We start from the raw sequence: 12,915 nt of genomic DNA, 5'->3' as shown, positions 1-12,915 counted from the left end.
GGGAACGGGGGACGGCGGCTTGCCGAGCCGAAGGAGGGTGGGAAGGGCTCGTACGGGGAAGCGATGGTCCGGAGGGACGGTTGCTGCCTGATTGGCTGTCGGGCCGGAGACCTGGCGCGGCCTCCGGCGTCGGAGGCTCGGTGGGTGGCCTGGGACGGTTCGGTATTGGCCGGAGGATTCTTCTGAGCAATTCGATCGGTGTGGGCAAGACAATCGAAGCGGGCCTGGTTGCCGCGGAGATGGTTCACGGAGCACGCAGTTCACAGTCCTCTACGTCATGAACGGGCAGAGCCGGGCAATGGGGCTGCTGAAGGTGGGACAGGCGGTCAGCGCGGCGGGCGATGCCGCGCTGCTCGGCGAGGGTACTTTGTGTGCGGAGTCGTTCGCGAGTAAGAGGATCCGCGCAAGGACGGTGTCGAGGCGGGCGCGGTACTGCGAACTGCGAGAGTGGGCCGAGGCACGGGAGAAGAAGGGGCGAGACGACGATTGTTTGTCCGTCTCGGGGCATCGCCGGGTACCCGACCGGGCCGCCGTGAGGCGGTCCTGCTGCGCAGCTGAGACCGGTGTGAGAACCCAGAGTGTCTGCTCCCAGACCTGCCCTACCGCACTACAGCGGGGCGGCCCCTTCTGGAGATCGATCATATCGACGACCACACTGCGGGCGGTCGCGACCACCCCAGCTCCATGATCGCACTGTGCCCTGCTGCAGAACCCTGAGGTGTCTATGACGGATCGACGGCGGTCGGCTGACGCACCGAGCCGGCCGCATGCAGATACCGCTCGAGTTCGTCGGCGGCACGACGGTATCCCCCCGCCTCCTCCTGGGCGGCCTGCAGGGTGGTCGCGGCTGCCCGGAACCGGGGGTCGTCGAGCAGGTGCTGGGCGAGGTCACGTACGGAGGCCTCGGTGACGTCCTGAGTACGGATCGACAGTCCGGCACCGAGCTCGGCAACGTGCTGGGCCACCATCGGCTGGTCAGCGCCCTGCGGGACCACCAGCATCGGAACCCCGGCGTACAGGGCCTCGTTGACGCTGTTCATCCCGCCATGGGTGACGAACAGCGCCGCGCGGGCCAGTACCTCCGGTTGCGGTACGAAGCGGCGGGCAAGCACATTGGGCGGCAACGGCTCCAGCGCGGCGGGATCGGTCTGCCCGGTGGCGACGATCACGGTGCCGCCCAGCGGGGCGAGCGCGGTGATGAAGGTGCGCAGCAGCTGTGGGGCGGCGTTGAACACCGTACCCAGCGAGGCGTACAGCACTGGTTCTTGCAGCTGTTCGGCCGAGAACGACGGGTCGGTGGGGCGGGCGCCAATGCTTGGGCCGACGAATTGGTAGGACTCGTCGAATTCCTCCGCGCCGGGCTGGAACGCCCGCGAGGTGTAGACCAGATTGAGCGGCTGACAGATGTTCGCCACGTCGACCAGGGGCAACCCACGCATGTCGTAGCGGCGGCGCAGCGCCCGGCGAGACAGCAGAAAGTCCTGGAGATTGCGGGGCCGAGTCATCGCTTCGGCCAGCAGCCCCCACGAACCGCGCGTGATGCTGGGGACATGCCGGTTGTAGGCGAATGTGGTGTACGACGACGCCGCAGGCACTTTGAGTTCGCGGGCGGCGACCGCGCCCCACAAGCAGGCGTTGTCGTGGACGATCAGATCGGGTCGGACACCGCGCAGGTCGGTGAGCACAGCGGGCAGCAAGCCGACGGCAGTGCCCGTGAGCATCTCTATGAACCCGGCTGTCGTCGGCGGATCGGGGACCGGCAGGCTGCCCCCGGAGTAGTCGTACACAGTCGCGCCGGTGCCCTCGATCTCCTCACGGAACGCGGGCGCGGTGTGGTACGTCACGGTGTGGCCGCGCCGAACAAGCTCGGCCACAACCGGCAGCGTCGGGTTGACGTGCCCGTGCATGCCGATGTTGAGGTACGCGATGGTACTCACAGGCTGCCCCCCGATAGGGAAGAAGTGGATGCCTCGCCCGGACTGGCGGGTGTCGTTGAAGGTTCGTCGACCCGGTACAGTCCCGGACCGCTGATGCGCAGTCCGTCGAGAAAGCGCCCCGCCGTGCGGGACGCGGTGCTGATCAGGCGCTGAGTCTGGCGGAAGTCCCACGGAGCGGGCCAGACCTCGATGCCGGTCGGCAGCACAACGGTCGGGATATGCTTGGACACCTCGTCCAGGTCACGCTCGATCTGATGGTGCAACAGCACCAGCCCGGCCCTGGCGGCGATCGCGCTGGCACGCCGGCGCGTGGTGGTGGGGCGCAACGGCGAACTCTCCGGCCCGGTCGGCACCACCACCACGCTGGCCGCCCCGGCCTGCAGGGCCGCCAGTACCGGGACATAGGCGGTCACTCCGCCGTCGACGAGCACCCGGCCCTCACGTTCCACCGGGGGGAGCATCCCGGGAACGGCCGCGCTGGCCAGCAGCGCGGACTCGAGGTCTCCGTGGTCGAGCAGTACCGGATCGCCGGTGTCCAGGTCCGTGGCCACCGCGGTGAACGGGACCGGCAGCTGCTCGATCCGCGACGGCAGCCCAGCCCCAGCGATCAGTCGACGCAGGCCGCGATCGGTGAAGATGCTGGACCGTGAGAACAGGCGGTAGCCGAGTGGATACACCTCACATCGATGCAACTGGGTCCACACGTGGTCCAGCCACGGCGCGGCCCTCTCGGGACAGGCGGCCGCAATGGCCCCGTTGAGGGCACCCACCGAGGTTCCGATGATCATGTCCGGGACGAATCCGCGCTGTTCCAGCGCGTACCCGATACCGACGTGCGCCGCTCCGAGTACCCCACCGGCGCCCACCACCACTGCCACGGGACGGGGAAGAGCGCGCAAGCCCGCCGACGTCGGGTTCCCGGGCGGCCGGCTCGATGACGAGGGAATCGCCCCCTTGTCGCCCGTCACGGTTCGACGTCTCTCACGGCTGCTCGACGACTCGCCTCCGCCGCAGAGCATGCCCATGAGGTTGGTCTTTGAGGCAAGTAACCCTCCGCTTTTCTGACCATGGCGCCGAATCGGACCGGTTTCCAAGTAAGACCGGGTGGCCACGCGGTTTGTGACACCGTCGGCCAGGCGTGTCCCGGTGAGGCCCGTTACCGAGACCCGTGACAACGCACTGCATCCGCAGACCTGGAGGTGCATGCCGTCGCGCGAGACCTGTGGCTCCGGTGGTCGGTCAGCACTGTCAAGCGGAGAGGTCGAGTACGCCGGTGACCTCGAGCACCACGCCCCAGGCCGTGAGCTACGTCATCGAGTCGTTGCCCGCGCGGACCGGCGGGCGCGGGATCTCCGCTGTCCACCGATACAGCCAGAACCTGGACTCGGCGCTCATTCTCTGGTTGATCGCCGGTCGTCCGTAGCGACCGCGGTCACCGAGGCGCCCGCCGTGGGGGTGCAGGTACGTCCCTGTCCTCCAGGGGCCTGGTCGACGACGGGTAAGAGGCGAGGTGCGCGACATCAGTTCGGATCACCCGCCGCGGCCGGTCGACGTCACCGTGGTCTTTCCTCAACGCGTCACCATGAGCGCCGGGTTGAGAGGGCGGACGGAACGGCAGCCGCTGCGGGCCCCGCGGGCGCTGTCGCATGGGCTGGTTCCCGAGATGATCTCGGGGTTGGTCATGGTGGAGGAGGGTGTCCGTGGGCCCGGGTTCGACGTAATTCGGAGCCTCTGGAGCAACGGCATGCCCGCCGGCCTGCGGCTTCACCTTCTCGGCTGCCGCAGGTCGTTTCTCTGGGCGTTCGCGTTTCCGCAGGTGGCGGGGACTCCGGTGCGGTTTCCGAGGACCTGGCCGAAGACCGTCTCGAAGCCGCTGCGTGATCGACGACAGAGCGTCGATCACGAACCCCGCCCTGAGACCGCCAACTTGCGCCGTTTCAGAGGGGTCTATCTCCACCGTCCCTCGGCCCATTGTTGGCCCATCGACGTGATCGGCCAAGCCGCCTACCTGCCCGTTTCTCTATGCCTAGAGAAACGGGCGATTCGGGGCCCAAGCGGAGAGCCCGCAGGTCAGCGGGCACCTCGCGCATCCAGGCGAGACGAATGATGTCGAACGCGGGTGGGGGACGCGTCGCCGTCGTACAAAGGGCACCGGTACCCGGCCGAGGTCATCTCCCGCTGTGTGTGGCTGTACTTCCGCTTCCCGCTGTCGCTCCGCGAGGTCGCGGAGCTGGTGCTCGAGCGCGGTCTGATCATCTCGCATGAGACGGTGCGGCGGTGGTGTGGGAAGGTCGGCCAGGACTACGCCGACGCGCTGCGCCGCAGGCAGTCCCGGCCTGGCGACAGTGGCATCTGGACGAGGTCTTCATCAAGGTGACGGGGAGCGGAAGTACCTGGGGCGGGCCGTGGACCAGGAAGAAGGGACGGTGCTGATGAACACCCTGGTGCAGAAGTGCCGGGACACCGCCGCGGCCAGGTGCTTTTTCCGCCACCTGCTGACGACGCGTACGGCGGCGCGGGTGGTCGTCACGGACAAGCTCCGCTCCTACGGCGTGGCCCACCGCGGGGTCATGCCTTCCGTGGAGCACCGCTCGCACAGGACGGACGTGGCGACCCCGACCAGGAAGAGCGGCGGCACGTCAGGCGACGGCGCAGGATCCGCTTGAAGGAGGCCCTGATCGGCAGGTCCGTGGAGGGCTGACGAGCAAGGCCGGTTACATCGCCCCGTCCCAGCGCACCCCGGGCAGTCCGCCGCGTTCGCCGCGCGCGTGCAGCTCATCGAGGAACTGGAGCAGGCGGACGCCGTCCTGATCGGCGCCCCCATGTACAACTACTCGATCCCCTCGACCCTCAAGGCATGGCTGGACAACGTGCTGCTGCCCGGCCGCGCCGCGGGCCCGACCCCCTCCGCCCAGGGCACCCCGGCCGTCGTCGTCGCCAGCCGCGGCGGCTCCTACGCACCCGGCACCCCCCGCGAGGGCTACGAGTTCGTACAGAACTACCTGGAGGCCGTCCTCCAGGACACCCTCGGCCTGGACCTGGACTTCATCGTCCCGGAATTCACCATGGCCCCCCGCAACCCGGCGATGTCCGAACTGGTCCCCCTCTACGAGGCCTCCCGCGAGCGCGCCTTCCAGGACGCGAGCGCCAAGGCCAAACAACTCGCGGAGCGCCTCGCCGCGTGACCCCCGGACCGTGGATGCCGTGTGACGCCTCGCCCCAGGACGTCGCACGGCCCTACCTTCTTGAATGCGTCCCATGAGCTCGCGGCTCTGGGACTGTGCGGGAGGGCAGGGATGAGTCTTATTTCGGCCTCGCCAAGGATTTCCACTGAGGTCTTCTCGGCAACGTGATGGTTGCGGTGTGTGACGGGGGCGGGTGCCCGCTCGCGGCCTAGTTCTGCGGTGCCAGGGTGCGTAGGACGTCGAACTCGTTGCCCTCGGGGTCTGCCATGACTACCCAGTTTCGGTCTGAGCCCTGGCCTACATCCGTCGTGGTGGCGCCGAGGCCGAGCAATCTGGTCACCTCGTCCTCGGTGCTGCCGTCGATCGGGCTGACGTCGAGGTGAAGCCGGTTCTTCACGGTCTTGCCCTCGGGCACCTGGATGAACTGCAGGGTGGGCGGCATCTGGCGGGCCCGAACATCCTCGATGGTCGGCACCCAGGAGCCGATCTCTACCTTGCCCTCGCTCCGGTCGATCACCTTGAAGTCCAGGACCTCGCACCAGAAGGCCGCGAGTCTCTCCGGATCGTGGCAGTCAACGGTCAACTCGGTGAACCTACTTGTCATGACTCTCCCAGATAGTGCGGACGGGGCTCAGAGTATGCCGCCCGTCCGACAGATCCGAGATCCTTTTGACCAGGGACATCAGACGGGCTTGACCCGGCATCAGATACGCGAGAAGCCCCTGTCGGGCAAGCACAAGCACCACGGCGGCAACGTCCAGGTCATTTCCGCACCCGACGGCTGGCCGCTCTGGGTCTGGCCGGTCCGGTCCGGCCGCGAGTACGACACCACCTGCGCCCGTACCCACGGCCTGATCGCCGCCCTGACTCGGCTCGCCGACACCCTGGACATCCCCACCCTGACCGACCTCGGCTACCAGAACGCCGGGGCCGGCCTCCGCCACCCGGTCAAGAAACCCAAGGGCGGCGAACTTACCGACGACGCGAAGGCGTTCAACTCCGTCATCCGAGGCGTCCACGGCGTGGCCGAACGCGCCAACGCCCTGCTCAAGGTGGCCTTCAAGGCTCTGCGCAGGGTCAGCCTCGACCCCAAGGCGATCACCCGGATCACCCGCGCCGCCCTCGTCCTGCTCCAGATGGAGCACGGTCGCACCTGCTGACGAAGGTCACGAACCGTCACGAGACGTTACCGAGAAGGGCTCACTGGGTCGCGGTCACCGATGATCGCGGTCACACACTGCTCAACCATCGTGTCGAAAACGACCTGCAGGCCGTCACTCCGGCCGAGATCCGCCGCATCACGGCCTATCTGCGTAGGCACGGAGTCAAAACAACCACTGCGCAGGCCGCGCACACCGCCGCACAAGCCCAGCTCACCGTCGTCCCCGCAGAACGCCGAACCGCTCAGCTGATCCGCGAACTCGCCGACGAGCTGCTGGCCGGCAAGGCCCGGCTGAGCGCGCTGGAAGGCGAGATCGAGCAGCTGGTCGCCGACCACTCTGACGGGCCCTCATCCGCAGCCTGCAGGGGGTGAGAGGCTGCTCTCGCCGCCGAGCTCCTCGCCACGGTCGGCGATATCCACCGTTTCGGCAGCGGCGACGCCTTGGCAGCTGCCTCAAGCCTCTCCCGGTGCTCTCGCAGTCTGGCAAGGTCCGCTACTCGCGCAGCGCGACCGGCGGCGAACAATCCCTCAAACGGGCCTTCTACCAGGCCGCGTTCTGCTCCATCCAGCGTGACCCGACCTCGCGGGCCTTCTATGACCGCAAGCGAGCCGACGGCAAACGACGCCACCAGGCCCTGATCGCCCTCGCCCGGCGCAAGGTCAACGCCCTCTATGTCATCCTGCGAGACCGACGCCTCTATGACCCGGCCAACACTTTGTCTCGTGGCTTGACATCAGCATGAGGCAGCGGAGCGCACCGCCGGCCAGGCGTGCGGCGCGGTAGCCGTGCGGACAGCTCGGTCCCCGTCCGCGACGTAGCCTTGCCCGCAGCCCGCAGCCCGCAGCCCGCAGCCCGCAGCCCGCAGCCCGCAGCCACGGCCGACGCGTGGCGACGAGCCGTAGTTCTCAAGGCCGGGTTCGCCGCGAAAGCCGGTGCGCCCACGCGGCAGGCAACCGGGGAGCGGGCGCGCTTACGCCTTACCGCCTGCGGGGTAAGTAAACCGGGTCAGTAGATCCGTCAGCTGCTCGGGTTCGCCGGGCCCTAGTTCGGCAACCAGACGCTCAGTCAGCGGCTCCGTCGCCACATGGGCTGCATCGCAAAGCTCGACGCCCTGAGGCGTGATCTCCACTGCTCGCACCCGCCGGTCTCCCGGAACGGTCTTGCGTACGGCCAGCCCCCTGCGCTCCAGGTCATCCACGACCCGCATGATTCCCGCCTTGTCCGACCCCGTCGCCACAGCCAAGTCCCGCTGCACCGTGGGCCCGCGGTTGATTAGCACGATCAGCACGGCAAAATGCCGCAACTCGATGCCGAGTGGCCGAAGCGCCTCCGTCATCACCGTGGCCGAGCGCCAGTGCGCCTGGCGCAGCAGCAAGCCGAGAGGCAAAGGCAGGGCATCCCGGGGGCGGTCGGTTACACGCGAGGCGGTGGTTTGGCGAGGAATGTCGGCGCTCATGAGCGCATTTTACAGCCTACCATATCATTCGATATGCTATCGTTCGTGGTTGAGTTGGGGCGTCTGAGGCTTTGGTCGTAGGTTGGTGGTGTAGTGGTCGGCGGCGATGGCCGCGGCCATGCCCTGGCCGATCTCGCTGACCGCCACAGCCAGCATTGCGTGCCGGTCGGCCTGTCACGCCATGCGCAGCGTGGCGCCGACGAGCGCGGGCATGGAGCGCAGCGCGGACGTCATGGTCAGGTCCAGGCCCGTGTGCTCGTGCTGAGACCAGCCCAGGTCGTAGCGCAGCGGTCCGCCGAACAGCTCTTGTTCGGCGTCGGAGACCAGAGGCTCGGCCATCTTCACCGGACCGAAGAACCTCTTCACCGGGCGCCCCCCGAAGTGAGCCAGTTCAGTGCCCGGTACGACGGGCCGTGGGTGAGCATGTGGAAGATGGCGGCGGTGCAGGGGTGGCAGTCCGGCGGGGGTTTCTCCATCGGCGCCCAGAACAGCCCTTCGTGCTTGTCCGGCTCGGCGTTGTGCGGCTCCCCGGTACAGGACTGGGCGACGAACACGGCGGTGATCCGGGCCATGCCTTCGCCGGGCTCGTGGTGGTGGACGAGGCCGCGGAAGTCCTGCTGGTCGGCGCTGATGCGCACCCCCGTCTTTTCCATCGCTTCGCGTCGCGCGGCGCGGTCGAGCGGTTCACCGGCCTTCGGGCAGGTCCGCCCCCACAAGCGCGCTTGCCGTTACGACCGCGGTATCGGGGTCAGGCGTTTGACGCGATTGCGGACCACGAGGACCGCGAGGCCCAGGAGGACGGGCTCGGTGAGGCGAGAGGCCATCTCGATGTAAATGCCGGCGGTGGTCAACTCCTGGTCGGCGGAGCGGAACACGACCGAGTTGAGCGTGACTTTCAGTGCCTTCTCAAAGCGCTCACGGTGAACCGGTTCCCGGTCGGGTTGTGCGGATCGTCCTTGCCGATCTCGAAGGTCACACTCCCGCTCCCAGGCGGGACGGTGCCGGTCGCTTCCTGTTTCGGATCATCGTCGGGGAGCCCGAAGCCCATCAGCAGCACAAGGGTGACGAGCATGGTCGCGGCGAGCCAACCGAGGGCCCGGGAGGCGCGTAAGCCGTAGCCGGACAGCATCCAATAGCCGTGCAGCAGACCACGCTCCGCGCGCGTGGTGCCGGTGTGGCTAGGGCGGCATCATTTGGCTCCACCCGGGACGACTCCAACTGGCCTCAGTTTGGGGATGATTTGTGAAGATCAGGCGTCGTGAAGTAACCCCGGAGGGCGGCTTGCTCTGGGCCCAGAGCCGGGGCATGTAGGCAAGGCATGCTGGCCTGTCGGTCGGTCGGTAAATGTGTCGCGTGGTGCTGAGGGTGTCGGGATACTCCCTCGGTGACCCTTACTGCACTGCCTCAACCGCTTCGACCTCGTGCCCTGAGGCCCGGAGATCTCGTCGTTATCGCATCGCTGTCCGGGCCGCTCCATGCCGTCTACGAGCCCGACCTCGAGCACGCGGTGGTCGTGCTCGAGCGGATGGGATTCCGCGTGCGGCGGGCACCGCTCCTCGAAGCAGGGCGGCACCGTTGGTGGAGCGCGGCTCGGCCGGCGGAGATCGCCGAAGAGCTCAACGCTCTTCTGCGGGACCCCGAAGTGCGCGCGATCATCGCGCATGACGGCGGCCAGACGGCGCTCGGCTACCTCGACCTGATCGACTTCGAGGCGATCACTGCCGACCCCAAGCCGATCCTCGGCTTCAGCGACATCTCGCTGCTGCATCTGGTGCTCTACGCACGCACGGGTCTGGTCGGCTTCCACACCGACCTGGCCACCCCTGGACTCGGCGGACACTGGCAGCGCGCGACCACAGCACGCCAAGCGGAACTCGAGAAGCTCTACACGACGCTGCTGACCGGTACCGAGCCGATCGGTGCGCTGCCGGCCACCCCGACGTGGGAGTGCTGGCGTGCCGGTCGCACCGAAGGCCACCTGATCGGCGGAGTGATCAACCGCATCGTGCTGAACCAGGCGACGCCCTACGCGCTGCCGCTAGAACGGTTCGACGGCGCGGTGCTGTTCTGGGAGGAGGCGGGCGGCCAAGCATCGTATGTGTGGAACTATCTGCAGGTGCTACGGCACGCCGGCATCCTCGATCGGATCTCCGGCATGGTCGTGGGCATCCCGGACGGGATCGACGGACTCGACTCGCCCGACGCGTCCCCGACCCTGCGCGAGATCGTCCTCGACGTCCTCGGAGACCGCGACATCCCGGTCCTGGGCAACGTCGAGTTCGGACATGCCGGCCCGAATCTGCCGATGCCCGTCGGCATCCGCGTCGCTCTCGACGCGCAGCAGCGAACGTTGTCGCTGCTCGAACCGGCGGTACGGCCGCTCACGTTGATCGGACCGGGCGGCTGAGCAACGCGGATCAGCGAGCCGACAGCCTCGGCAGCACCCACCCTCGGCGGACATCCACCGTCCCACCGCAAGACCCAGGGTGGGGCCACTTCGCCTCGCCACCACCCCCAAGTACCTTCGAATGCCCCTCTCAGCGGGGCCAGTTGAAGGCGCCCCGGGTGGAGCCGAATGGCGCCGCCCTAGCCACCGGTGCGGTCGTGTCGGCGCATCTCCATCTCGCCGTAGTGGAAATTCGCCGCCCCGGGCTCGTTCTTGCTGTCCTCGAACGCCTTACGCAACGCTCGGTACACCGGAGCAAGCTGCGCCGGCCCCACCGGCCCGACGCTGGACCCCGCCGCATTTCAGCCCGCGACCGCCCCCGGCTGCCGCGCCCGCCAGGCAATGGAGCGGATCCTCGCGGTAACCGACTGGCCGGCCATCAGCAAGAACGACGATCTGTTCCAGCGCAGCCAGGCGCAGCGGTGGCGCGCGATCTACAAGGCGGCGTTCGACTGGTGTCGGCGTACAGGCAAACGTGGCCCTGGCAAGATTTTCGTAGCCGGAGATCATCTCGACGCGGCCTGCCCCTGGACGAGCCACGCGAGCGACCACCCTCCCCGCGCGAAGCCGCCCGGTGGACCATCACCGCTCCCAACCGGCACGGCCCGCACACTGCGCAACGTCTGCAGCGGTTACTCGAGCACTGCCCGGAACTCCGCCGCACCCATGACCTTGTCCGCCAGTTCGCCACCATGCTCGATGCCCGTGACACGGCACCCTTGCCGCACCGGCTCGACAAACTCAGCGTCAGTGGACTGGCTCCGCTCGCCGGTATCGCCACAGCTCTGCGTGAAGACCAGCAGGCGGTCACCCAGGGAATCATCACCCCCCAACTCGGGGGTCAACGAAGGCCGTATCACCGACGTGAAGCTCCAGAAACGCATCATGGGAGGGCGCGCCGGCGTCCCGCTCCTGCGCCACCGAGTCATACTGATCGCCCACATACGCCGCCGCTACGCGGGCAGACCGACCGCCGCGTCGAGATGATCTCCGGCTACGAAAATCTTGCCAGAGCCACGTTCACTTGTACGCCGACACCCGGCGAGGATCCAGCTGCCGGCGGTTTACACAGAGCCTCGAGTAGCGATCGCTAGTTCAGAGAAGCTTGTGTCAGACGAGCGCTCCTCCGACCGGATCCGGCCCAACGGACACGGCTCGTCGACATCCGCGACAACCTCATCGCCCGCATTGCCGAAGCCGAACGCGAAGGCTGGCTGGGTGAAGTCGAGGGACTCCAGGTCAGCCTCACCGGAGCAGAGGAGAAGCTCGTTCGGGGGATGGAGGTCGCCGTGCACCCACACCGGCGGGCCCTCCCACGCCTGGGCCGCAACGGCGTCGTCCCAGACGGCCCGGACGTCGGCAGCGATGTCGTTGGGGCCAATGGCCTGGAAGAAGCTCTCGAAGCCGTCCGTGCAGTTCTTGGGATGGGCACCGAAGTCCGTAGAGATCGGCGCCTCGGCGGGAGCCTCCACATGGAGCGCCGGGAGGAAGACCGCCAGCGTGTCGGCCGCGTGGGCCGCGGCTGATCGCGCCGTGGTCCAGCGGCTCGCCGGGAACCCACGTCATCACGATCCAGTGCTTGAGGAAGCGCTCGGACGCTTCGCCGAACCGCACCGGGAGCGGCAAGCGCGGGGCCAGCACCGGTAGCCACCGCCGCCCCTTCAGCTGGAGCTCCGGAGTGGGGTCCATGCTCTGCATGCGCACAGCCAACTCGTCCCCGAGGCGCCACATTTGGTTGCCCCAGACGCCCGCCACCTCCCGGATGGCCAGCCCTGCAAGGTCTGGATGTTGCTCCTGCAGCAGGTCGCGGACCAGGTCTGCGGTGATCTCGATCTCGGCGTCGGTCATGCGAAGTCACGGTACTGAGGCGGCAGGCCGAGCGGCTCTCGCTCTCCGGGACGCTCGCTGTGATCCCTCTGTCAGCATCACCAATTCGGTTTCAGAGAGCTACAGATCAGAGGCTTTGGGACGGAACGGCCCCAAAGTTCAGAGAAGGCCTCAACGTCAGCCTCGCCGGCGCCGAAGCCAAGCTCGCCCAGATCGACGAACGCACCGTCCACCTCGGCATGCCCGACCTCAGCCGGATCGCCGGCCGAACGACTACCACGATCGGGACACCGGCATCGACCAAGCGGCGGGGTAATCGATGGGAGGCCCGACTGGCCTGACCGGTCGCCGTCGGGCGGCATAGGGGAAAGCCAGTGGCAGACAGCGTTACCACCAGGCGATAGTCGCTGCATGGATCGAGCGGACGAGCCCATGGACAGCCTCGCGCCAAGCGCAGAGGAGTACGACGCAGTGCAGGCCGCCGTCACCGCGGTCGCACCCACTTGGGCAGGCGGACAACGGGTCACCCTCAATGCGCTGTTCGATCGTTGGAAGGACATGACCGACGAGGTGGAGGAGGGCTACTCGTGGTGCGCTCCCGAGCTCAGCAACGACATCTGGTGCCGCGGCGTCCTGGCGAAGATCTGGCCGATGCTCCCAGCACGCGTCCAGGAGATCAGACGGCTGGAGCTTGACGGCATCGACGAGCGGTATCGCCGCGCCACGATTCCGTGGCCCGGGCATGCTGAGGACGACGCCGAATGGTGGATCTGGCGGGTTCCCCGGCGTCTGGAGGTCGAGGCGTCGGAGCAACGTGGAGAAGGCTGGCCGCTGGGTTGGGAAATGATGCCGTTCCCCAGGCCGGATTCCGTGGAGGTCATCTCTTGAGATTGATCCAGCC

Annotated in this window: 12 protein-coding genes and 4 pseudogenes; 6 read left to right on the top strand and 10 right to left on the bottom strand. The window is 67.7% G+C overall.

Features of this window, described 5'->3' with window-relative positions; translation table 11 throughout:
- Positions 1 to 722: 722 nt before the first annotated feature.
- On the bottom strand, positions 723 to 1,937 hold the full coding sequence (locus tag OG568_RS51305; RefSeq protein ID WP_329536992.1) for a macrolide family glycosyltransferase: 1,215 nt from the start codon (positions 1,935 to 1,937) through the stop codon (positions 723 to 725).
- On the bottom strand, positions 1,934 to 2,815 hold the full coding sequence (locus OG568_RS51300) for a patatin-like phospholipase family protein (RefSeq protein ID WP_329536991.1): 882 nt from the start codon (positions 2,813 to 2,815) through the stop codon (positions 1,934 to 1,936). The genes OG568_RS51305 and OG568_RS51300 overlap by 4 nt, the downstream gene beginning before the upstream one ends.
- A 1,241-nt stretch (positions 2,816 to 4,056) precedes the next feature.
- On the opposite strand from OG568_RS51300, the pseudogene OG568_RS51295 reads away from it, so the two are divergent.
- Together OG568_RS51295 and OG568_RS51290 are read left to right on the top strand one after the other, a co-directional pair.
- A pseudogene (locus tag OG568_RS51295) lies at positions 4,057 to 4,537 on the top strand (IS6 family transposase); the annotation flags it as partial.
- Between the two features lie 109 nt (positions 4,538 to 4,646).
- Positions 4,647 to 5,122 (top strand): annotated as a pseudogene (locus tag OG568_RS51290) (FMN-dependent NADH-azoreductase); the annotation flags it as partial.
- 208 nt (positions 5,123 to 5,330) lie between these two features.
- Here the strand turns inward: OG568_RS51290 and OG568_RS51285 are convergent.
- A complete protein-coding gene (locus OG568_RS51285; protein WP_266594024.1) occupies positions 5,331 to 5,726 on the bottom strand; it encodes a VOC family protein in 396 nt (131 codons plus the stop codon).
- Between OG568_RS51285 and OG568_RS51280 the strand changes: the two genes are divergently transcribed.
- Positions 5,725 to 6,282, top strand: coding sequence for a transposase family protein (locus OG568_RS51280; protein WP_329536990.1), 558 nt, complete (start codon positions 5,725 to 5,727; stop codon positions 6,280 to 6,282). The two genes, OG568_RS51285 and OG568_RS51280, sit on opposite strands and share 2 nt — an antisense overlap.
- Positions 6,283 to 6,308: 26 nt before the next feature.
- On the opposite strand, the gene OG568_RS51275 is transcribed toward OG568_RS51280, so the two are convergent.
- Complete coding sequence (locus OG568_RS51275) at positions 6,309 to 6,620, bottom strand: hypothetical protein (RefSeq protein ID WP_329536989.1); 312 nt, start codon at positions 6,618 to 6,620, stop codon at positions 6,309 to 6,311.
- Positions 6,621 to 6,652: 32 nt separating this feature from the next.
- On the opposite strand from OG568_RS51275, the gene OG568_RS51270 reads away from it, so the two are divergent.
- Positions 6,653 to 7,027, top strand: coding sequence for a transposase (locus OG568_RS51270; RefSeq protein ID WP_329536988.1), 375 nt, complete (start codon positions 6,653 to 6,655; stop codon positions 7,025 to 7,027).
- A gap of 228 nt (positions 7,028 to 7,255) precedes the next feature.
- On the opposite strand, the gene OG568_RS51265 is transcribed toward OG568_RS51270, so the two are convergent.
- The 4 genes and pseudogenes from OG568_RS51265 to OG568_RS51250 form a co-directional block, all read right to left on the bottom strand.
- Positions 7,256 to 7,741 carry a MarR family winged helix-turn-helix transcriptional regulator gene (locus OG568_RS51265; RefSeq protein WP_329536987.1) on the bottom strand — a complete coding sequence of 162 codons (486 nt, stop codon included), beginning with the start codon at positions 7,739 to 7,741 and terminating at the stop codon, positions 7,256 to 7,258.
- Positions 7,742 to 7,915: 174 nt separating this feature from the next.
- Positions 7,916 to 8,107, bottom strand: a complete 192-nt coding sequence (locus OG568_RS51260) for a hypothetical protein (RefSeq protein WP_329536986.1) — start codon at positions 8,105 to 8,107, stop codon at positions 7,916 to 7,918.
- Positions 8,104 to 8,457 (bottom strand): NUDIX domain-containing protein, encoded by a 354-nt coding sequence (locus OG568_RS51255; RefSeq protein WP_329536985.1) that lies wholly within the window; start codon positions 8,455 to 8,457, stop codon positions 8,104 to 8,106. The genes OG568_RS51260 and OG568_RS51255 overlap by 4 nt, the downstream gene beginning before the upstream one ends.
- A 12-nt stretch (positions 8,458 to 8,469) precedes the next feature.
- Positions 8,470 to 8,909, bottom strand: a pseudogene (locus OG568_RS51250) (pentapeptide repeat-containing protein); the annotation flags it as partial.
- A 216-nt stretch (positions 8,910 to 9,125) separates the two neighbouring features.
- On the opposite strand from OG568_RS51250, the gene OG568_RS51245 reads away from it, so the two are divergent.
- A complete protein-coding gene (locus OG568_RS51245) occupies positions 9,126 to 10,148 on the top strand; it encodes a S66 peptidase family protein (RefSeq protein ID WP_329536984.1) in 1,023 nt (340 codons plus the stop codon).
- Between the two features lie 671 nt (positions 10,149 to 10,819).
- On the opposite strand, the gene OG568_RS51240 is transcribed toward OG568_RS51245, so the two are convergent.
- Positions 10,820 to 11,074 (bottom strand): hypothetical protein, encoded by a 255-nt coding sequence (locus OG568_RS51240; RefSeq protein WP_329536983.1) that lies wholly within the window; start codon positions 11,072 to 11,074, stop codon positions 10,820 to 10,822.
- A 380-nt stretch (positions 11,075 to 11,454) separates the two neighbouring features.
- Positions 11,455 to 12,035 (bottom strand): annotated as a pseudogene (locus OG568_RS51235) (phosphotransferase); the annotation flags it as partial.
- 411 nt (positions 12,036 to 12,446) lie between these two features.
- Between OG568_RS51235 and OG568_RS51230 the strand changes: the two are divergent.
- Positions 12,447 to 12,902 (top strand): hypothetical protein, encoded by a 456-nt coding sequence (locus tag OG568_RS51230; protein ID WP_329536982.1) that lies wholly within the window; start codon positions 12,447 to 12,449, stop codon positions 12,900 to 12,902.
- The last annotated feature ends 13 nt before the right edge of the window (positions 12,903 to 12,915 follow it).

It is taken from the genome of Streptomyces sp. NBC_01450 (assembly GCF_036227505.1).
Taxonomy (GTDB): domain Bacteria; phylum Actinomycetota; class Actinomycetes; order Streptomycetales; family Streptomycetaceae; genus Streptomyces.
This window is presented reverse-complemented; position numbering and strand designations above follow the sequence as displayed.

What these genes read in the sequence shown, in the direction of transcription:
- OG568_RS51240 (WP_329536983.1), bottom strand. Translation starts at nt 11,074, where the DNA reads ATGATGCGTTTCTGGAGCTTCACGTCGGTGATACGGCCTTCGTTGACC.
- OG568_RS51280 (WP_329536990.1), top strand. Translation starts at nt 5,725, where the DNA reads ATGACTCTCCCAGATAGTGCGGACGGGGCTCAGAGTATGCCGCCCGTC.
- OG568_RS51265 (WP_329536987.1), bottom strand. Translation starts at nt 7,741, where the DNA reads ATGAGCGCCGACATTCCTCGCCAAACCACCGCCTCGCGTGTAACCGAC.
- OG568_RS51230 (WP_329536982.1), top strand. Translation starts at nt 12,447, where the DNA reads ATGGACAGCCTCGCGCCAAGCGCAGAGGAGTACGACGCAGTGCAGGCC.
- OG568_RS51285 (WP_266594024.1), bottom strand. Translation starts at nt 5,726, where the DNA reads ATGACAAGTAGGTTCACCGAGTTGACCGTTGACTGCCACGATCCGGAG.